Raw genomic sequence first — 19,159 nt, 5'->3', positions numbered from 1 at the left:
GGTATCGCGATTAGCGCTGCTAGCTGCGGGTTTTGCCGGCTACCTGGGATGCCGCCACATCGGCCACAGCTTGGGCCCGCCATCGGGGAGCGCGATCTCACCGGTGACGGTGAAGCCGAAGCGTTCGTAATACGGCACGTTTTCGGGTTTGCTCGATTCGAGATAGGCCGGACAGTGCTCGGCGTCGCATCGATCCAGCCGGGAACGCATCAGCGCCTGCCCAAAGCCTCGACCGCGGACGGTGGTGTCGCTGCCGATGACGGCCAGATACCAATGCGGTTCGTCGGGATGGTGGCGCTTCATCAATTCGACGACGTCACGCGCAGCGGGCGACCGATAGCCGAAGGTGCGGATGATCGACGGCAGCATGGCCAGTTGCTCACGCGCGGATTGTTTCCATCGGTTCGGCGGATCCCATAGCGCCGCGGCGCCGATACCCGGCCCGTCGCAAGCCACTTCGACGCCACCGCCGGCGAGGTGATGGTGACGGGTCAGCGCCGCGAACAACCGTGGCAACCGCGCCGGCCGGGTCTTCTCGTCGGGCAACATCCACGTGGTCACCGGATCGTCATAAAACGCGCGGCCCAGCACATGTGACAGCGTGGCGATGTCGGCTTTTCCTGCCGGGCGTGCGGCGATGGTCACCATGTCAATCTAAGTCGCGCGCCTGCCACTCGCCACGGCCACCGGTTGGATGTAGCGTCTGAGGCGAGCACATCATGACCGTCACGCCTGTCGATACCGGCCCCAATCAGGTCAGCCGCACTGTCGAGGTCCACGCTTCCGCCGCGGAATTGTTCGCGCTGGTTACCGATCCGCGCCGCCACCACGAGTTGGACGGGTCGGGAACCGTCGCCGCCTTCATCGCGGGACCCGATCACCTCAGTCCCGGCGCCAGATTCTCGACCAAGATGCGTGTCTTCGGTCTGCCGTACCGTTTGACAAGTACCGTGACCGCGGTCAAGCCGGACGCACTTGTCGAATGGTGCCACCCGGCCGGGCATCACTGGCGCTGGGAGTTCGCCGCCGTCTCACCGACGGTCACCCGGGTCACCGAGACGTTCGACTACCGTGACACCGGACCGCTGAAGGACCGGCTGCACTTCTACCAGCGGTTCGGTTTCACCAAACGCAACGCCGCGGGCATCGAGGCGACGCTGGCCAAGTTGCGGGATCGCTACGCCTGAGAGCCGCGTCAACCGCCGATGACGCGGTCGATGTGGGCGAGAAAGTGTGTCAGCACCGCGTCGGGCGCTTCGAGCTGTGGCCAGTGCCCGATGTCGTCGGCGAGCATCACGACATCGGGTTCGGGTATCACTTCGCTGTAGCGGCGCGCCATGTGAGCACCGGAGTTGGGGTCGACGGGTCCGTCGATCAATCGCATCGGAACGGCGGTCTGCCGCATGGCGCGCACCCACCGGTTGCGGTGGGTATAGCGGTCGTTGATGAAGCGGCCGACCTTGTGCAGCACCCGTCGCCCGTCGTTGTAGTCCAAGATCTGATTGAACACGTCCATCATTTGGTGCGTCGGCTTGGTGTTCGGGCCGAACATCTCGCGCAGCGTCGGTTCGAGCAGCCGACGGGATAGCGCACTGCCCTGCACACGACTGAAGATGTCGCCCAACGGAGTACGAGACATCAGCTTCTGCGCGGCCCGGGGCGTGTAGGACTCGATGAACATCCCACCGTTGAGCCAGGTGATCGAGTCGATCCGCAGTGCGCCGTAGGCCTGCTGACCGAACTCGTGACGAGCCAGCAGTTCCTGGCCCACGGAATCACCGATGTCATGGGCCAGGACGTGCGCATTGCCGATGTTCAGGTGAGCCAACAGCGCTTCGTGCATGTCGGCGTGGTCGGCCACCGAGTATTCGTAAGCCACGGGTTTGTCGGAGAATCCCATGCCGATCATGTCCGGCGCGATGACGGTGAACCGTTGCGTCAGTTCCGGCCAGATCAACGCCCAGTCATAGGAATTGAACGGGTAACCGTGGATGAGCAGTAGCGGAGGGCCGCCGCCCGCCACACGGTAGAAGATGCCGAAGCCGAGGTAGTCGAAGTACTGGCCGGCGGCCAGCCAGCGCGCTAATTCAGCGTCCACGACGCTATGAGATGTAGCGGACGATGCTCTCCGCCACGCATGCCGGCTTGGGCGAGCCTTCGATCTCCACGGTGCTCGACACCGTCGCTTGCACCGCGCCGTTGCCCAGGTCTTCGACTCCGACCAACGAGCTTTTGGCCCGAACTTTCGAGCCGACCGGCACCGGTGCCGGGAAGCGGACCTTGTTCAGGCCGTAGTTGACGGCGAGCTTGATCCCGTTGACGGTGTACATCTCGTGCATCAACCGCGGCAGCAGCGACAGCGTCATGAAGCCGTGCGCGATCGTCTTGCCGAATGGGCCCTTCGCGGCCCGTTCCGGATCGACGTGGATCCATTGGTGATCCCCGGTCGCGTCGGCGAATTTGTTGACGTCTTCCTGGGTGATGGTCACCCAGGAGCTCTCCCCGATGGTTTGACCCTGGGCCGCAGCGAGGTCGGCGACTGACTCGAAGGTGCGCATGCGAGCATCGTGCCACACCGCATGTTTCGCCAGGATTCGCATTCGGGTATGCAGGCGCGACACGCACAGGCACCGGAAGGAGCCGGACATGGCCGAACCGAAGGGCCATAAGAACGAAGCTGACGTCGAGGCGGAAACCCACGAGGCACGATCACGTGCCCGCGAAGGCGAGGACGACGGGACCTACGTCGGGCAGACGGGTCCAGATGACGCCCTCGACGTCGGGGAGACCGGAGCGGAAGCCCGCAGCGAACGCAACTGACCGGATGAGGCTGCTGCTGCTCGCCGATACGCATGTTCCACGACGCGCACCAGATCTGCCCGCGCAGGTATGGGCGGAGGTGGCCAGGGCCGATGTGGTTCTGCATGCCGGCGACTGGGTGGCTCCCGAGCTGCTCGACACGCTCAGCGCAAAGGCCGCCCGGCTGGTGGCGTGCTGGGGCAACAACGACGGACCCGTGCTGCGGTCACGGCTGCCCGAGCGTGCCGACGTGCTGCTGGAGAGGTTGCATTTCACCGTTGTCCATGAGACCGGCGCCGCAAGTGGCCGCGAGGCGCGGATGTCGCGGCGCTACCCCGACACCGACGTGCTGGTGTTCGGCCACAGTCATATCCCGTGGGACACGACGACATCTACCGGCCTGCGGCTGTTGAACCCGGGATCGCCGACGGATCGGCGCCGCCAACCGTCCTGCACCTACATGACCGCGACCGTCGACGACGGCGTGCTGATAGATGTGGTGCTGCACGACGTCGTGTAAGTAGCAGCGCGCCTGTCGAATTCGAATCGTTATCAATTTGTCCGCGCCGAGGCTCAATCGTTAGCCAACCGCGACGTCACACCCCGCGGCGGTAAACCGCCGAGCCGGCCGTGCTGTGTTTGACTGCGACGGACAGCCATTCGACCGCAGTAAACGCGGCAGATGAAAGTTGGGGTGGGTAGGAGCTATGAAGTTCGTTGAGAAGTTGCGTGGCGCGGCGGCACGTTTGCCGCGTCGGCTGACGATCGCGGCCATCGGGGCGGCCCTGCTGCCCGGTCTGGTCGGCGCTGTCGGCGGCTCGGCGACCGTAGGGGCGTTCTCCAAGCCGGGCCTGCCGGTCGAGTACCTGCAGGTGCCATCGGCGGCGATGGGCCGCAACATCAAGGTGCAATTCCAGGGCGGCGGCCCGCATGCGGTCTACCTGCTCGACGGGCTGCGCGCTCAGGACGACTACAACGGCTGGGACATCAACACTCCGGCGTTCGAGGAGTATTACCAGTCGGGCCTGTCGGTGATCATGCCGGTCGGCGGGCAATCCAGCTTCTACACCGACTGGTACCAGCCGGCTTGCGGCAAAACCGGTTGCCAGAGCTACAAATGGGAAACCTTCATGACCCGCGAGCTGCCGCAGTACCTGCAGGCCAACCGGGGTATCTCGCCGACCGGCAACGCGGCCGTCGGTCTGTCGATGTCGGGCGGGTCCGCGTTGATCCTCGCCTCGTACTACCCGCAGCAATTCCCTTACGCCGCATCGCTTTCGGGCTTCTTGAACCCGTCTGAGGGCTGGTGGCCGACGATGATCGGTATGGCGATGAACGACGCGGGCGGTTACAACGCCACCAACATGTGGGGCCCGACGAGTGATCCGGCGTGGAAACGCAACGACCCGATGGTCCAGCTTCCTCGGTTGGTGCAGAACAACACTCGCCTGTGGGTCTACTGCGGTAACGGCACGCCGACCGACATCGGCGGTGACAGCATGCCGGCCAAGTTCCTGGAGAGCTTCACGCTGCGCACCAACGAAACCTTCCGGGACAACTATGTGGCCGCGGGCGGCAGAAACGGCACATTCAACTTCCCGCCCAACGGCACGCACGACTGGGGCTACTGGAACCAGCAGCTGGTAGCCATGAAGCCCGACATCCAGCGGTCGCTGAGCGCCGGGCAAAACGCCACCTGACTCACCCCCGAGGCATCGGCAGCAGCGTACCCCCGGCGCTGCTGCCGATGTTATTTCTGGCGACCGTTGGCTAGCTCGACTGCGCGCCGCCGGTCGGCGTGGAAGTAGGTATAGCCGGTCGTCAGCGCGCACACGACGGTGGCGACCGCGAGCATCTCAGATCCGCTGAACACCAAGCTGATACATCCACCCGCAGCCGCGCCAGCGGCGAAGCTGGCATATAACAGGAAATATCCGAGCCACCCCGTAGCATCGCCGCCGCTGATGTGACGCTCGATACCCTGGCCCAGCTTCACCAGCGTCCCGGTCACATAGCTAAGGGGTATCGATACCTCGCCGTCTTTGACGAACGAGGTGTTCAACGCGCCGATACCGAACGCGACGAACAGGATTGGCACAAAAGACACCTGGCCTGACCACCCGCGCACCGCGATGTCGGTTGCGGTCGCGATCAATAGGGACAGTGTCGTCAACACCGTGGGACCGTGCGGATGATCCACCCAGAGATACCGCCGGCACAGCGACGCGACCACCACACCTGCGACGAAGGACACAAGCAGCAACGCCGCCGACACTGCCAGCCAGCGCTCGTCGCGGAAGAAACCCAGAATCGCCCGCTCGGTGTTTCCGGTCATGAAGGTCACGAAATATCCAGCGGAGTGTGTGAACGCCGCTGCGCCCACCAATCCAGCCAGCGCGGCCAAGACCCACGACAGCCTGGCCTCCGGGCCGAAAATGTCACGCAGCATGAGGCCATATTTCCAGACGGCTGCGGCGCTTGCAGCGTGAGCAAGCCGCAGCAACGCCGGATCAAGCCGTCAACCGGGCGATCGACCGCAGCGGAATCGGCAGCCATCCGGGCCGGTGCCGCGACTCGTACCCGGTCTCATAGACCGCCTTGTCCAATTCATACGCCGCCAGCAGCAACGCCGAATCACGCGGGTCGACACCGGAGGCCGCGGCGTAACCATCACAAAACGCAGACTGGTTGCGCTGCACCCATTCCCGGGCCCGCGCGGCCAGTTGCTTGTCCGTGGACTGGTCAACCAGTGGCCCGTAGGCAGCGTACTCGTAGGACCGCAGTATGCCGGCCACGTCACGCAACGGGGAGTCCGGCGCGCGCCGCTGTTCCAGCGGCGCGCCCGGCTCACCTTCGAAGTCGATCAGCAGCCACGCCTCAGGAGTGCGCAGCACCTGGCCCAGATGCAGGTCGCCGTGTACCCGCTGCACGGTGATCGTCTGCTCGGCCAGTTTTTGGAATCGCTGCTCGATCGTCGCCACATGCGGGCTGAGCTCGGGGACGGCCGCGGCGGTCGACGACAGCCGGGCCAGCATGACGTCGACCGGGAATGGCGCCTGCGACGTGCCGAGGGTTTCGGCCAACGTGGCATGCACAGATGCGACGGCTTCACCGAGCCGGTTGGACTCACCGGCGAAGTCGCCGCCCACTTCGTAGGCGTACAGGTCGCCCTCGGCGAACAGATCGCGGACGCTGGCGGTTGCCATCGCCCAGCCTTCGGCTGCGTTCGCGGCATACTCGGTCGCCATGCCGAGCGGCCAGGGGTCGCCCGCCGCGGTCAGCTCGTAGCTGCCGAGCAACCGTGCCACATGCGGGTTGCCGGCACGGCCGAGCACCCGGTTCAGTTCGATGTCGGGGTTGACGCCGGGGCTGACGCGGCGGAACACCTTGAGAATGGCATCCCGGTCGAAGATCACGCTGGTATTGCTCTGCTCGGCATCCGAGACCCGCGGGGGCGCCTGCACCGGCAGCGTGACGTCGGGCTCCTTGGCGAACCTCACATCGGAACGCACCGCGGACTCGTCGATCAGCGACAGCAGGAATTGGGTCGCGGCCGGGTCATACAGCGCGTCATAGGCGGTGCGGTCGTTGTCTGAGCCGATCGTGGCGACCGTGCTGTACTCGGCGATCGGCGCGATGTCCCAGCTGACAAGCACCTGGTAGCGCTCCGCCGAACCGTCGGTGTAGGTGACGTCGACCAGGGCCAGGTCGAGATCGTCGCGCAGTCCGATGATGCGGCCAGGCTCCGCGCCGGCGAGCTCCCGATCACGCCCGGCATACCAGCGCTGCTGCGGAAGCCACTCTGACCACGGCAGATTCATTGCGTCTCCTCTGACTCGGCCAGCTCGAACCAGTAGAAACCGTGGCCTGGCAGTGTCAGCAGATAGGGCAGCTGTCCGATATGCGGGAAATGCACCTGCCCGGTCAGTTCTACCGGCGTGTAGCCGCTCCACTGCTGCAGGTTCAGTTCGATGGGCTGCGGGAAACGCGACAGGTTGTTGACGCAAAGCACGACGTCGTCGTCGGCTTGGCGCACGTAAGCCAATACGGAGGGGTTAGACCCGCCCATTTCTTCGAACGTACCGATTGCGAACGCGTCGTGCCTGCGCCGCACCGCCAGCATGGTGCGCGTCCAGTTCAGCAGCGACGTCGACGTGTCGCGTTGCGCCTCCACGTTGACCGCCTGGTAGCCGTAGACCGGGTCCTGGGAGGGCGGCAGGTAGAGCCGGCCCGGGTTGGCGGTGGAGAACCCGGCGTTGCGGTCCGGTGTCCACTGCATCGGGGTGCGCACGCCGTCGCGGTCCCCCAGCCAGATGACATCGCCCATGCCGATTTCGTCGCCGTAGTACAACACCGGTGAGCCGGGCAGCGACAGCAGCAGCGCGGTGAACAGCTCGATCTGGTTGCGGTCGTTTTCCAGCAGGGGAGCCAACCGCCGGCGGATGCCGACGTTGGCCTTCATCCGCGGATCCTTGGCGTACTCGGAGTACATGTAGTCACGCTCGTCGTCGGTGACCATTTCCAGCGTCAACTCGTCGTGGTTGCGCAGGAAGATGCCCCATTGCGCCAAGTCGGGGATCGGCGGCGTCTGCGCCAGGATCTCCGATATCGGAAACCGAGACTCGCGGCGGACCGCCATGAAGATGCGGGGCATCAACGGGAAGTGAAACGCCATGTGGCATTCGTCGCCGCCGGTGCTGGGGTCCCCGAAGTATTCGACGACGTCACTGGGCCACTGGTTGGCCTCGGCCAGCAATACCCGCCCGGGGAATTCGTCGTCGACGACCTTGCGCACCCGCTTGAGAAAGGCGTGCGTCTCGGGCAGGTTCTCGCAGTTGGTGCCCTCCCGCTCGAACAGGTACGGCACGGCGTCCAACCGGAATCCGTCGATACCGAGGTCGAGCCAGAAGCGGATGACGTCGATCATCGCCTCTTGCACCGCGGGGTTGTCGTAATTCAGGTCGGGCTGATGGGAGAAGAACCGGTGCCAGTAGAACTGGCGGCGGACTGGATCGAAGGTCCAGTTCGACTCCTCGGTGTCGACGAAGATGACCCGCGCGTCGGTGTAGCGCTCGCTGGTGTCGCTCCACACGTAGTAGTCACCATAGGGTCCGTCCGGATCGCGGCGAGACTCCTGAAACCAGGGATGCGACTCCGAGGTGTGGTTCATCACCAGGTCGGTGATCACCCGGATGCCGCGCCGGTGGGCGGCGTCGAGCAGCGCAACGAAATCGTCGACGGTGCCGAACTCCGGAAGCACCTTGTAGAAGTCACGGATGTCGTACCCGCCGTCGCGGAGCGGCGAGTCGTAAAACGGTGGCAGCCAGATGCAGTCGACGCCCAGCCATTGCACGAAGTCGATGCGCTCGGTCAGCCCCCGCAAGTCACCGAATCCGTCGGCATTCGAGTCATAAAACGCCCGGACCAGAACCTCATAGAAGACCGCGCGTTTGAACCACGTCGGATCGGCGGGCAGAGCGCGTGCGTCGGCGAAATCGTCGGCGCTGGGATGCTCGACTACGCCGGCTTCGACACGACTTCCCCCGGCCGGATTGTGCTCGACGGTGTCTTCTCTGTCCCTCGTCAAGTCCACGATGTTACACGTACCCGAGGCGTGGCATCGAAAACCCTATGCACGCCAATCTAATTGGGCGCAGCCGGTTGAGCTGCGGAGAGCAGATCAGCCGGGCGGCCCATCCGCCAGGGTCACATTGATTGTTTTCGTCGCGCCGCCGGTTTGCAACCCGAGCGCCACGTTGTCGCCGGGGTGGCGCTGGTCGAGAATGTTCGTCAGCGCGGTCGCACTGTTGACGGGAGCACCGTCGACGGACGTGATCACGTCGCCGGAGGTGATGCCCGCCCGGTCGGCGGGCCCGTTCGCCACCACCCGCTGGACCGCTGCACCCGCGCCGTTACGGGCGTCGTTCACCCCGACACCGAGGAACCCCGTGGGTCCGATGTGCACGGTCGACGACGCGGCGCCGGATTGGATCTGCCCGGCGATGGCCATGGCGTCGTTGATGGGGATCGCGAAACCCTGCCCGCCGCCGAGCCGGAAGTTCTCCGACGCGGCGGTGTTGAGACCGATCACCTGGTTGGCGGTGTTGACCGTCGGTCCGCCCGAGTCGCCGGGACGTATTGCCGCGTCGACCTGGATCAGTCCGTGCAGCGTCTCGGTGCTGCCGGTCAGCGCGTCCGACGCCGACACGGTCTGGTTCAGCGCGACGACCTTCCCTGCCACCGCGCTGGGTGTTCCACCGACGCCGCCGGCATTGCCCAGAGCGACGATCGGGTCACCGACCGCGACCGCAGAGGAGTTGCCGATGTTGGCCGTCGGCAGTCCGCCAGCGCCGCCGAGCTGCAGCACCGCGATGTCATGGCTGCGGTCGTAGCCGACCACCGTCACGGGGAAGGTCTGACCGTTGACGATCGACCTGGCGGTGATGTTGGTGGCGCCGGCGATGACGTGGTTGTTGGTGAGCACTGCACCGTTGGGGTTGATCACGATGCCGGTTCCGGCACCGGTCGCGCTCTGGTAGCCCAGCTGGGTGTCGATGTCGACGACCTCCGGGCCCACCTGCGAGACCGCCGACAACGGGTCGGCCGGCGGCGCGGGCACCTGTGGCTGCGGCGTCAACGGTGACGCGTGCGCCGGCACCGTGGCCAGACCCAGGCCCACCACTGCCATCAGGCTCAGCAGCGACGACCACCGTGGCCGGCGGCGGTGCGATCCGCTCATCCCCTTACCTCCTGTGTAGGTCGGGCGCGATCGCCCGGGTTTGCCCGAATTCTCGCAGCATTCGTACCGCGGGGGCAAAATTTGCCAGTTCGACACTAGGGGGTAACCGCCGCATTGTCGCGACAAATGGTGCAGCTTCAGGCGTTGCGGGCGACCGGCGTAATGGGATGTTTGAGGTGATGGCTGACGTCGCCCACCATGTCGATCAGCGTGTAGTCGCGGAAACAGTACCGCCAGCGGCCGTCGACCCGCTCGAAGCGGTCGTGATAGCGGCCGGTGACGATCGTCTGCAGCGGGAAGTCGTCGGTCTGCTGGATCACCGTGTAGTAGGAGCGGCAGCTGGCCGTGCCCGCGTCGTCGTCGACCTCGATGATCGGGTTGGTGACGACGTGCTTGGTACGCGGCGTGCCGTCCGGGTAGAGCACCACGGCTGCCTGCCAGAACGCCAGCATGCCGGCGGCGTCGATCATGCCGTCAGCGCCGCCGCCGACCCGCAGGCGGGCGTGCTCGAAGAGCGATGCCGCCCCGGCGAGGTCGCCGCTGTCCATGCATTCCGCATAGCGGTAGAGAAGGTTGGCGATCTGCGTCTCGGCCGACATGACGTCAACGTAACGCCGCCGGGCTAGTTACCGTTACCGCGTGGGCGTGCTCGATTCATTCAGACTCGACGACAAGGTCGTGGTCGTGACCGGCGCGTCGTCGGGACTCGGGGTGTCGTTCGCGCAGGGGTTCGCCGAGGCCGGTGCCGACGTCGTGCTAGGCGCCCGCCGAGTCGACAAGCTGGCCGAGACCGCCGCGCTCGTCGAAGCCACCGGTCGCAAAGCTCTGCCGGTGGCCACCGACATCAGCGTGCCCGAGCAATGCCAGGCGCTGGTTGATTCGGCGCTGCAGACGTTCGGCCGGGTCGACATCCTGATCAACAACGCCGGAGTGGGGACCATCCAGCCGGCGATCCGGGAAACACCCGAGCAGTTCCGCGCAGTGATCGACGTTAACCTCAACGGCACCTACTGGATGGCGCAGGCCTGCGCGCGGGTCATGCAACCGGGCAGTTCGATCATCAACATTTCCAGCGTGCTGGGTATCACCACCGCCAACCTGCCGCAGGCGGCCTACTCCGCGAGCAAGGCGGCGATCATGGGCCTCACCCGCGACCTCGCCCAACAGTGGGGCTCGCGCAAGGGAATCCGCGTCAACGCCCTCACGCCCGGATTCTTCCTGACGGAGATGACCAATCAGTACCCACCGGGCTACATCGAGAGCCAGGCGCATCGGGTGCTGCTGGGGCGCCCCGGCGACGCGCGGGAACTCGCCGCCACCGCCGTGTGGCTGGCCTCCGGGGCCGGCGGATATGTCACCGGGCAGACGATCGTCGTCGACGGCGGCCTTGCTATTACGTAAGCCATTACCTAAGTCCCTAGGCTGGCATCGTGGTCGACTTCGACCCCAAGGCCAGCTTCGCGGCGGCCCCCGTTGCCCGCCTGGGCACGGTCGGGCCCGAGGACGGGCCCCACCTGGTCCCGGTGGTATTCGCGCTGCGCGACGAGGTGGTCTACACCGCGGTCGATGCGAAGCCCAAGGCCACGCACCGGCTGCGCAGGCTGACCAATATCGAACACAACCCGCGGGTCAGCGTGCTGGTCGACCACTACGCCGACGACTGGACGCAGTTGTGGTGGGTCCGGGTCGACGGGATCGCTGCGATACATCACGACGGTGACGCGGTGCGGGACGGCTATGACCTGTTGCGCGCGAAATACCCTCAGTACCAATCGGTTCCGTTGAACGGCCCAGTGATCACCGTGGCAGTGCGCCATTGGAGCGGCTGGCATGCCTGACTGCGGGTTTCGTGCGCCGACGTCAGGACGGCGGGGGCTGTGGTGGGACCAGCTCCGCGCTGATGCCGTTGGGAGCCACTGACCCGGAAGGTGCGGCAGCAACCTCGCCCCGTCCGTGTGATCCTTCCGGTCCTTCGGGCATCACCCGTTCCAAGAACCTCAGCAGTTCGACCGGGAACGGCAGTACCAGCGTGGAGTTCTTCTCCGCCGCGACCTCGACCACGGTTTCCAACAGCCGCAATTCCAGCGCGGCCGGGTGTTCAGCCATGACCTGCGCCGCCTGGGCGAGTTTCTGCGATGCCTGTAGTTCGCCGTCCGCGGTGATCACCCGAGCGCGTCGCTCACGCTCGGCCTCGGCTTGGCGTGACATCGACCGCTTCATCGAATCGGGGAGCACCACATCTTTGATCTCGACACGGTCGATGTGAATGCCCCAGCCCAGCGCCGGGCTGTCGATCATCACTTCCAGCCCTTGATTGAGACCCTCACGGTTGGACAACAGGTCGTCCAGGTTGCTTTTGCCGATGATCGACCGCAGCGACGTCTGCGCGACCTGCCCGATGGCGGATATGTAGTCCTGCACGTCGACGGCCGCCCTCACCGGATCCGAGACGTTGAAATAAATAACGGCGTCCACCCGGACTGTCACGTTGTCGCGGGTAATGCCGTCCTGGGCGGGCACAGGCATGGTGATGATCTGCATGTTCACCTTTTCGAGGCGGTCCGCTATCGGAACCAGCCAGGTCAGTCCCGGCCCGCGGACGCGGCTCTGCACACGCCCGAAACGAAACACGACGCCGCGTTCGTACTGCCTGACGACGCGAAAGTTGCTCGCCAACCACAGCGCGCCTACGCCGAACGCCGCGCCCAACGAGAAGATTACGACCGTCATTGTCCGCAATTCCCGCCCATGCAGTTCACGGTCGATTGTCCCACCGACGTTTGCACGTCTCAACACGTTCATCTCGCGGCCACTCGGTCTTGTGCTGCGTGGGTGTGAAGGAGAAAGGTGACTTACTAGTTCCGACGGGCTGGGGACCCACGAATAAGCGAAGCGATGCGGGTAAGAGGAGAGACACGTCATGGCAGACAAGGCGAATGCATCCCAAAGCGCGGGGGCCGCTCCCACCGCGGACAGTCCGGGCGCCGTCCGCAATGTGGTGCTGGTGGGACCGTCGGGCGGCGGAAAAACAACTCTGGTCGAGGCACTTCTGGTTGCCTCCGGTGTGTTGTCCAGACCCGGCACCATCGCCGACGGCACCACGGTCTGCGACCACGACGACGCCGAGATCCGGCTACAACGGTCGGTCGGGCTTGCCCTGGCCTCCCTGTCGCACGGCGGCATCAAGCTCAATCTCATCGACACCCCCGGCTACGCGGACTTCGTCGGCGAACTGCGGGCCGGTCTGCGCGCCGCTGACTGCGCGCTTTTCGTGATCGCCGCCAACGAGGACGTCGACGAGCCGACCAAGTCCCTGTGGCAGGAATGCGACCAGGTCGGCATGCCACGGGCTGTGGTGATCACCAAACTCGACCACGCCAGGGCCAACTACCAGAATGCGCTGTCTGCGGCACAAACTGCCTTCGGCGACAAGGTATTACCGCTGTACGTGCCCGCCGGCAACGGTCTGATCGGGTTGCTGTCGCAGACGCATTACGAGTACGACGGCAGCAAACGAACCACTCATCCGCCGGACCCGTCGTACGCCGACCAGATCGAAGAGCACCGCGGCGCGCTGATCGAAGGGATCATCGAGGAGTCCGAGGACGAATCGCTGATGGAGCGCTACCTCGGCGGCGAGACGATCGACGAGTCGGTGCTGATCGAGGATCTGGAGAAGGCGGTCGCCCGGGGCTCGTTCTTCCCGGTGATCCCGGTGTGCAGCACCACCGGCGTCGGCACCCTGGAATTGCTGGAGATCGCGACCCGCGGATTCCCGTCTCCGCTGGAACACCCACTGCCGGAGGTCTTTACGCCGCAGGGCGCCTCGCACGCCCAGCTGAGCTGCGATCCCGATGCGCCCCTGCTCGCCGAGGTGGTGAAGACGACGTCGGACCCCTACGTCGGCAGGGTGAGTCTGGTCCGGGTGTTCTCCGGGACCATCAGGCCCGACACGACGGTGCATGTGTCGGGCCATTTCGCGTCGTTCTTCGGCAACGGCTCGGGTACCCTCACCAGCCACGAAGACCACGACGAGGACGAACGTGTCGGCGCCTTGTCGTTCCCGCTCGGCAAGCAGCAGCGGCCCGCGCCCATCGTGCTGGCCGGCGACATGTGCGCGATCGGGAAGCTGAGCCGGGCGGAAACCGGAGATACCCTCTCGGACAAGGCCGAACCGCTGGTGCTCAAACCATGGACCATGCCGGAGCCGCTGCTGCCGGTGGCGGTCCAGGCGCACGCCAAGACCGATGAGGACAAGCTGTCGGTCGGCTTGGGACGGTTGGCCGCCGAGGATCCGACCCTGCGCATCGAGCAGAACCAGGAAACGCATCAGGTCGTGCTGTGGTGCATGGGCGAGGCGCACGCCGGCGTCGTGCTTGACGGGCTGGCCAACCGCTACGGCGTCACCGTGGACACGGTGCCGCTACGGGTGCCCCTGCGGGAAACCTTCGGCGGCAAAGCGAAAGGCCATGGCCGGCACGTCAAGCAGTCCGGCGGCCACGGTCAGTACGCGGTGTGCGACGTCGAGGTGGAACCACTGCCGGAGGGCTCGGGCTTCGAGTTCGTCGACAAGGTGGTCGGCGGCGCGGTGCCGCGCCAGTTCATCCCGAGCGTGGAGAAGGGCGTGCGCGCGCAGATGGAAAAGGGGGTGCACGCCGGATATCCGGTGGTCGACATCCGGGTCACGTTGCTCGACGGCAAGGCGCACAGCGTCGACTCGTCGGACTTCGCCTTTCAGATGGCCGGTCAGCTGGCGCTGAAGGAAGCCGCCGCCGCGACCAAGGTGATCCTGCTCGAGCCGATCGACGAGATCTCGGTGTTGGTGCCCGACGATCTCGTCGGCGCCGTGATGAGCGATCTGTCCGGGCGCCGGGGCCGGGTTCTGGGCACCGACACCGCCGGCAATGACCGCACCGTTGTTCGAGCCGAGGTGCCGCAGGTCGAGTTGACCCGCTACGCGATCGACTTGCGTTCGCTCTCGCATGGCGCGGCTTCCTTCACCCGCTCGTTCGTCCGCTACGAACCGATGCCGGAATCGGCTGCCGCCCGGGTGAAAACGGCCAGTTAAAACACCGGCGCGGCCGCCTCGGGCCCGCCGACTGTAACGCCAGGGCGGCGGATCGAATGATTTTCCGCCGTGGCGTTACGCTCGAATCCGTTGTGGCGCAACGTTGGGCATTAAAACACCGGCGCGGCCGTCTTGGCGACCACGTCGGCATACTCGACGCCCGGCGCCAGCTCTACCACCGTGAAGCCGGCACCCGACACGTCGAGCACGGCGAGATCGGTGATGACCCGGCTGACCACGCCCCGCCCGGTCAACGGCAGATCGCATGCGGTCACCAGCTTGGCCGCGCCGTTTCTGGTCACATGATCGGTCAGGACGATCACCCGACCGACGCCGGCGACGAGATCCATTGCGCCGCCCATGCCTTTCACCATCGACCCCGGCACCGCCCAGTTGGCCAGGTCGCCGTTCACCCCGACCTGCATGGCGCCCAGGACGGCGACATCGACGTGACCGCCGCGAATCATCGCGAAGCTGGTCGCGGAATCGAAGAACGACGCACCGGCAAGCACTGACACAGTTTGCTTCCCGGCGTTGATCAAGTCCGGGTCGACGTCGTCCGGGTGCGGGAACGGGCCCACCCCGAGGATCCCGTTCTCGGCGTGCAAGGTGATATCGCACCCTTCGGGGATGTGGTCGGCGATCAGGGTGGGCAGCCCGATGCCGAGGTTGACGTATTCGCCGGGGCGCAGCTCACGGGCTGCCCGGGCGGCCATCTGGTCGCGGGACCAGCTCACGGCGCCTGGGCCTGGCGGGTAGTACGCTTCTCAATGTCCTTGCGCGCGGCTTGTTCTGGGGTCAACGCAACGACCCGTTGCACGAAGATGCCCGGCAGGTGCACGTCGTCGGGGTGAAGTTGACCGACCTCGACGACCCGCTCAGCCTCGACCGCGGTGATTCGCCCGGCCATCGCGGCGGGCGGGTTGAAATTGCGGGCTGCGGCGTGGAACCGGCAGTTGCCGGCCTTGTCGGCGACTGCCGCACGGATAAGCGCGTAGTCGGTGACGATCGCCTCCTCGAGCACCATCTGGCGGCCACCGAAGTCGCGTACTTCCTTTGGCGGCGACGCCAATTCGACGCTACCGTCCGGGTAGTGCCGCCAGGGCAGACCACCGTCGGCAACCGCGGTGCCGACGCCGGTGGGGGTGAAGAAGGCGCCGATTCCACTGCCGCCGGCGCGCAAGCGTTCCGCGAGCGTGCCCTGTGGAGTGAGCTCCACCGTCAACTCGCCTGCCAGGTATTGCCGCGCGAATTCTTTGTTCTCCCCTACATATGACGCGATGACCCGGCTGATCCGATGCGCCTCCAGCAGCCGACCCAGTCCGGCACCATCCACGCCACAGTTGTTGGACACGATGGTCAAATCCCCCGCGCCCTGCTGCAGAAGTGCCTCGATGAGAAACCATGGGATACCGGCCAGGCCGAAGCCGCCGACGGCCAGACTGGCGCCGTCGAAGACATCGGCGACTGCCTCGGCGGCCGAGCCCACCAGCTTGTTCAAGGTCACGGCGGGTCCTGATCCAGCCACACCAGCGCCGCCGAGAGGTCTCGAACATCGACGCCTATCCGACGACATTCCTCGATGCCGCGGTCGTCAAAACCGGATATCGCGTTTGATACCAGCATGATTCGGAAGTCGCGCTCAGAAGCCTCATAGATGGACGTCCGGGGACAGTTGGGATAGTTGCAACCGGCGAAAACCAGTGTGTCGCTGCCGGTGTCGCGGATGTGGCGTTCGAGCTTGGTCTGGTAGAAGGCGCCCCACCGCGGCTTGTACATCACGTGTTCCAGCGGCCCGATCTGCTGGAGCTCGCCGCCGAGCAGTAGTTCGTGATCCAGCTCAACATGGTTGGGCAACAACTCCGTTGCGATCTGCGAGCCCACGCTGCCCGGGACCGCAATCCGCGCGCCCTGTTCGATCGACCGCTTTCGCACCAGGTCGGCATTCGACCCGTCCGGGCGGTAAAGCCGGACTACGTGCACGATCGGCCGAGCGCGCTTCCGAAACGCCGTCGCCAACTGGGCCATTGCCGGGATCGCCGCACTCGTGCCGTCGATGGGCAGCGGGGCGTCATCGGCGTAGAAGTCGCGTTGCACGTCGATCAGGACAAGCGCCGCCGAGCCCGGTAGCGGACGCGTGTACGGGTCGCTCATAGCGTTCGGTGTAACACAGCCAGCGGCGCTTGCCAACTCGGAAACAGCCCGACGAATTCTACATCACGTCGCTGGCCTGCTTTATCGCGTCGACCAGCACAAGTGATGCGGCGTGGGCGCACGAGATCTCGACTCGTCTGTCCCATAATAGGTTTGCTGAGCCACGAATAGGGTAAATATTGAGTCAACGGCATGCAGTGCAATCGCATTGCAGCATCGCGAAGGGTGGACACCGTGCGTAGAGCGATTCGATATATGTGGCTCACGGCAGCAGTTGCCGTGCTGGCCATGGCGGGGTCGGGCGCCCCGAGCGTGGCGGCGATCGCTCCGCAACCCACCACGCCCGGCGTCGCATCGATTCAACCGGCGAACGGCGCAGTAGTCGGTGTGGCGCATCCGGTGATCGTCACGTTCACCGGGCCGGTCATCGACCGCCCGGCGGCCGAGCGGACGATCAAGATCACCTCGCCCAGCCACACCACCGGGCGGTTCACCTGGACGGACAACAACGTCGTGCAGTGGCAGCCCAACCAGTATTGGCCCGCCCACAGCCACGTGAAAGTCCAAGTCCACGCTCTCTCAACCGGGTTCGATACCGGCGACCAGGTAGTGGCTGTGGCCAGCATCTCCCAGCACACGTTCACGGTCAGTGTCGGCGACGAGGTGCTGCGCACGATGCCGGCGTCGATGGGTAAACCGTCCCGCCCCACGCCGATGGGCAACTTCACCGCGCTGTCCAAAGAGCGCACTGTCCGCATGGATTCGCGGACGATCGGGATCCCGCTGAGCTCGCCGGAAGGATACGACATCATCGCTTCGTGGGCGGTACGGGTCACCGGGAGCGGTGTGTACGTGCATTCGGCTCCCTGGTCAGTGGATTCACAGGGCTATGCGAATGTCAGCCACGGCTGCATCAACCTCAGCCCGGACAACGCCGAATGGTATTTCAACACCGTCCACATCGGTGATCCGATCAATGTGGTGGCATAGCCTGCGCGGCTAGCGCTTTCGCCGGATCGATTAAAACTGTCCACAGTTGGGTGTGGTGGGCAGGCCATTGAACCGGGCGGCGATCCACTGCATCGCCGGCTCGCCGTCCACCAACATCGGCAGCGCGTGGTTGATCACCAGTTTGTTGAGGAACGGCGGCTCCTCGTTGGTCCGGAATTCCACGTCCGCGCCCTGCGCGCACCAGTCGCGGCCGAGCTGGTTGGCCGCCGTCCACGGCACCAACGGGTCGTAGCGGTTGCTGTTGATCAGCACCGGTGCGTTCGGCCGGTAGCGGCCGATCCGCTGCAACTCGAAGAGCGTTTTGAACGGCTCACGTCGAACCAGCTGGTAGATGTCCTCGTTGAAGTAGGGCTGTAGGTGGCGGAACATGAACTTGATCACGGTTTCGCCCACACACTGATGGCGCACCTTGGCCAAAAGATCGATGCCTCGCGGTGTCAGCGTTGCGCGGATCGCGTCCTCGAACTCCGGATAGGTCGCCATCACCGAGTTCAGCGCGTAGCCGACCACGCCGACCAGCGCGCTGCCGTCGGCGTATGGGAACAGCTCCATCAGATCGGCCGGCGGCGCACCGGCGTACGTGCCCACCACGTGCAGGTCGGGCGCGTATGCCGACGCCAGCTCGGCCGCCGAGGCGGCCGCCCCACCACCCTGCGAGTAACCCCAGAACGCCACTGGCCCACGGGGGTCCAGCGAGGTGCCCGGCAGCCGCATCGCCGCGCGCGCCGCGTCCAACAAGCCCTGCCCCTCGGCGACCCGGCTGACGTAGGTGTGCACCCCGGGAGTGCCGAGTCCCTCGTAGTCGGTCATCACGATGGCGAAGCCGCGAGCCACCATCGTTGCCACGAACAGTTCTTCGTAGTTGAACATGATGTCCAGCCAGGGCGACCAGTGAATGCCCTGGTCGAACATCCGTGACGGCGCGCACTGATCGCCCTGCCCCTGGGTGCCCGGGGCATAGGCGATCAACGGGCGGGGCCCGTTTCCCGGCCAGGGATTGTCCGGCTCGAAGTAGGTGCCTGTGATGGCATTGGGTTTTCCGCGGGCGTCGGTGCTGCGATACATGATCCTGGTGCCGCGGGCCACGAAGGCTCCCAGCTGCCCCGACGGCTCGAGGACCAGCCGCTCCGGCTCGGTGCGCAGCACGTCGCCGGGTGCCCCCGCCGGTAGCGGATCGGGCGGCGTGTAGAACTCCTCGTATCGGCTTTGATCACCCTCGGATTCGAAGCCGGGGCCCTCGGCGTAGGCCACCGGCACGAGATGCGTTGCGGCGCTTAGCAACAGCAGTGCGGCAGCGACGATCGGTAACGATCGGCCGCAGTGCACCGATGGAGAGTAACAGCGTGGTGGCGCATCCTGGTAGGGATGGGTGACGGCTCGGTGACCGC

21 protein-coding genes are annotated in these 19,159 nt (G+C 65.5%); 8 read left to right on the top strand and 13 right to left on the bottom strand.

Going from position 1 to position 19,159, the window contains the following annotated elements; translation table 11 throughout:
* Positions 1-39: 39 nt before the first annotated feature.
* Positions 40-645 carry a GNAT family N-acetyltransferase gene (locus AWC06_RS17880; protein WP_085199450.1) on the bottom strand — a complete coding sequence of 202 codons (606 nt, stop codon included), beginning with the start codon at positions 643-645 and terminating at the stop codon, positions 40-42.
* Positions 646-719: 74 nt separating this feature from the next.
* Here AWC06_RS17880 and AWC06_RS17875 point away from each other — a divergent pair, with 74 nt between their 5' ends.
* The gene (locus tag AWC06_RS17875; protein ID WP_085199330.1) at positions 720-1,187 is read left to right on the top strand and encodes an SRPBCC family protein; all 468 of its coding nucleotides are present in this window, start codon (positions 720-722) and stop codon (positions 1,185-1,187) included.
* Positions 1,188-1,195: 8 nt separating this feature from the next.
* On the opposite strand, the gene AWC06_RS17870 is transcribed toward AWC06_RS17875, so the two are convergent.
* Together AWC06_RS17870 and AWC06_RS17865 are read right to left on the bottom strand one after the other, a co-directional pair.
* Positions 1,196-2,098 carry an alpha/beta fold hydrolase gene (locus AWC06_RS17870; protein ID WP_085199329.1) on the bottom strand — a complete coding sequence of 301 codons (903 nt, stop codon included), beginning with the start codon at positions 2,096-2,098 and terminating at the stop codon, positions 1,196-1,198.
* 4 nt (positions 2,099-2,102) lie between these two features.
* Entirely contained in the window at positions 2,103-2,558 is a 456-nt protein-coding gene (locus tag AWC06_RS17865) for a MaoC family dehydratase (RefSeq protein ID WP_085199449.1), read from the bottom strand.
* Positions 2,559-2,646: 88 nt separating this feature from the next.
* Between AWC06_RS17865 and AWC06_RS23320 the strand changes: the two genes are divergently transcribed.
* From AWC06_RS23320 to ag85C, 3 genes are all read left to right on the top strand, one after another.
* A complete protein-coding gene (locus tag AWC06_RS23320) occupies positions 2,647-2,820 on the top strand; it encodes a hypothetical protein (RefSeq protein WP_169715372.1) in 174 nt (57 codons plus the stop codon).
* 4 nt (positions 2,821-2,824) lie between these two features.
* Positions 2,825-3,319: a metallophosphoesterase family protein gene (locus AWC06_RS17860; protein WP_085199328.1), complete on the top strand. Its 495-nt coding sequence runs from the start codon at positions 2,825-2,827 to the stop codon at positions 3,317-3,319.
* Positions 3,320-3,506: 187 nt separating this feature from the next.
* On the top strand, positions 3,507-4,499 hold the full coding sequence (ag85C, locus tag AWC06_RS17855) for a diacylglycerol acyltransferase/mycolyltransferase Ag85C (protein ID WP_085199327.1): 993 nt from the start codon (positions 3,507-3,509) through the stop codon (positions 4,497-4,499).
* A 50-nt stretch (positions 4,500-4,549) separates the two neighbouring features.
* Here ag85C and AWC06_RS17850 read toward each other — a convergent pair whose 3' ends face one another.
* The 5 genes from AWC06_RS17850 to AWC06_RS17830 all read right to left on the bottom strand — a co-directional run bounded on the left by AWC06_RS17850 (position 4,550) and on the right by AWC06_RS17830 (position 10,137).
* On the bottom strand, positions 4,550-5,248 hold the full coding sequence (locus AWC06_RS17850) for a YoaK family protein (RefSeq protein ID WP_085199326.1): 699 nt from the start codon (positions 5,246-5,248) through the stop codon (positions 4,550-4,552).
* Between the two features lie 61 nt (positions 5,249-5,309).
* Entirely contained in the window at positions 5,310-6,620 is a 1,311-nt protein-coding gene (locus tag AWC06_RS17845; protein WP_085199325.1) for a maltokinase N-terminal cap-like domain-containing protein, read from the bottom strand.
* Positions 6,617-8,386, bottom strand: coding sequence for a maltose alpha-D-glucosyltransferase (treS, locus tag AWC06_RS17840; RefSeq protein ID WP_264479957.1), 1,770 nt, complete (start codon positions 8,384-8,386; stop codon positions 6,617-6,619). The genes AWC06_RS17845 and treS overlap by 4 nt, the downstream gene beginning before the upstream one ends.
* 93 nt (positions 8,387-8,479) lie before the next feature.
* Positions 8,480-9,538, bottom strand: a complete 1,059-nt coding sequence (locus AWC06_RS17835; RefSeq protein WP_085199323.1) for a S1C family serine protease — start codon at positions 9,536-9,538, stop codon at positions 8,480-8,482.
* Positions 9,539-9,675: 137 nt separating this feature from the next.
* Complete coding sequence (locus AWC06_RS17830; RefSeq protein ID WP_085199322.1) at positions 9,676-10,137, bottom strand: nuclear transport factor 2 family protein; 462 nt, start codon at positions 10,135-10,137, stop codon at positions 9,676-9,678.
* Positions 10,138-10,177: 40 nt separating this feature from the next.
* Here AWC06_RS17830 and AWC06_RS17825 point away from each other — a divergent pair, with 40 nt between their 5' ends.
* Together AWC06_RS17825 and AWC06_RS17820 are read left to right on the top strand one after the other, a co-directional pair.
* Positions 10,178-10,939 (top strand): SDR family NAD(P)-dependent oxidoreductase, encoded by a 762-nt coding sequence (locus AWC06_RS17825; RefSeq protein WP_085199321.1) that lies wholly within the window; start codon positions 10,178-10,180, stop codon positions 10,937-10,939.
* Positions 10,940-10,968: 29 nt separating this feature from the next.
* Complete coding sequence (locus AWC06_RS17820) at positions 10,969-11,376, top strand: TIGR03668 family PPOX class F420-dependent oxidoreductase (protein ID WP_085199320.1); 408 nt, start codon at positions 10,969-10,971, stop codon at positions 11,374-11,376.
* A gap of 22 nt (positions 11,377-11,398) precedes the next feature.
* Here AWC06_RS17820 and AWC06_RS17815 read toward each other — a convergent pair whose 3' ends face one another.
* Positions 11,399-12,268: a slipin family protein gene (locus AWC06_RS17815; RefSeq protein WP_085199319.1), complete on the bottom strand. Its 870-nt coding sequence runs from the start codon at positions 12,266-12,268 to the stop codon at positions 11,399-11,401.
* 190 nt (positions 12,269-12,458) lie between these two features.
* Here AWC06_RS17815 and AWC06_RS17810 point away from each other — a divergent pair, with 190 nt between their 5' ends.
* Positions 12,459-14,606: an elongation factor G-like protein EF-G2 gene (locus tag AWC06_RS17810; RefSeq protein WP_085199318.1), complete on the top strand. Its 2,148-nt coding sequence runs from the start codon at positions 12,459-12,461 to the stop codon at positions 14,604-14,606.
* Positions 14,607-14,716: 110 nt separating this feature from the next.
* Here AWC06_RS17810 and AWC06_RS17805 read toward each other — a convergent pair whose 3' ends face one another.
* Genes AWC06_RS17805 through AWC06_RS17795 form a run of 3 tightly spaced genes read right to left on the bottom strand, consistent with a single transcriptional unit; the run spans position 14,717 to position 16,760 of the window.
* Positions 14,717-15,343, bottom strand: coding sequence for a 3-oxoacid CoA-transferase subunit B (locus AWC06_RS17805; RefSeq protein WP_085199317.1), 627 nt, complete (start codon positions 15,341-15,343; stop codon positions 14,717-14,719).
* Positions 15,340-16,113: a CoA transferase subunit A gene (locus tag AWC06_RS17800; protein ID WP_085199448.1), complete on the bottom strand. Its 774-nt coding sequence runs from the start codon at positions 16,111-16,113 to the stop codon at positions 15,340-15,342. The genes AWC06_RS17805 and AWC06_RS17800 overlap by 4 nt, the downstream gene beginning before the upstream one ends.
* Entirely contained in the window at positions 16,110-16,760 is a 651-nt protein-coding gene (locus tag AWC06_RS17795; RefSeq protein WP_085199316.1) for a cysteine hydrolase family protein, read from the bottom strand. Before AWC06_RS17795 ends, AWC06_RS17800 begins: the two co-directional genes overlap by 4 nt.
* A 234-nt stretch (positions 16,761-16,994) precedes the next feature.
* Between AWC06_RS17795 and AWC06_RS17790 the strand changes: the two genes are divergently transcribed.
* On the top strand, positions 16,995-17,750 hold the full coding sequence (locus AWC06_RS17790; RefSeq protein WP_085199447.1) for a L,D-transpeptidase: 756 nt from the start codon (positions 16,995-16,997) through the stop codon (positions 17,748-17,750).
* A 30-nt stretch (positions 17,751-17,780) separates the two neighbouring features.
* On the opposite strand, the gene AWC06_RS17785 is transcribed toward AWC06_RS17790, so the two are convergent.
* Positions 17,781-19,028 carry a lipase family protein gene (locus AWC06_RS17785; RefSeq protein ID WP_227371015.1) on the bottom strand — a complete coding sequence of 416 codons (1,248 nt, stop codon included), beginning with the start codon at positions 19,026-19,028 and terminating at the stop codon, positions 17,781-17,783.
* Positions 19,029-19,159 lie beyond the last annotated feature (131 nt).

The sequence above is a fragment of the Mycobacterium fragae genome (assembly GCF_002102185.1).
Taxonomy (GTDB): domain Bacteria; phylum Actinomycetota; class Actinomycetes; order Mycobacteriales; family Mycobacteriaceae; genus Mycobacterium; species Mycobacterium fragae.
This window is presented reverse-complemented; position numbering and strand designations above follow the sequence as displayed.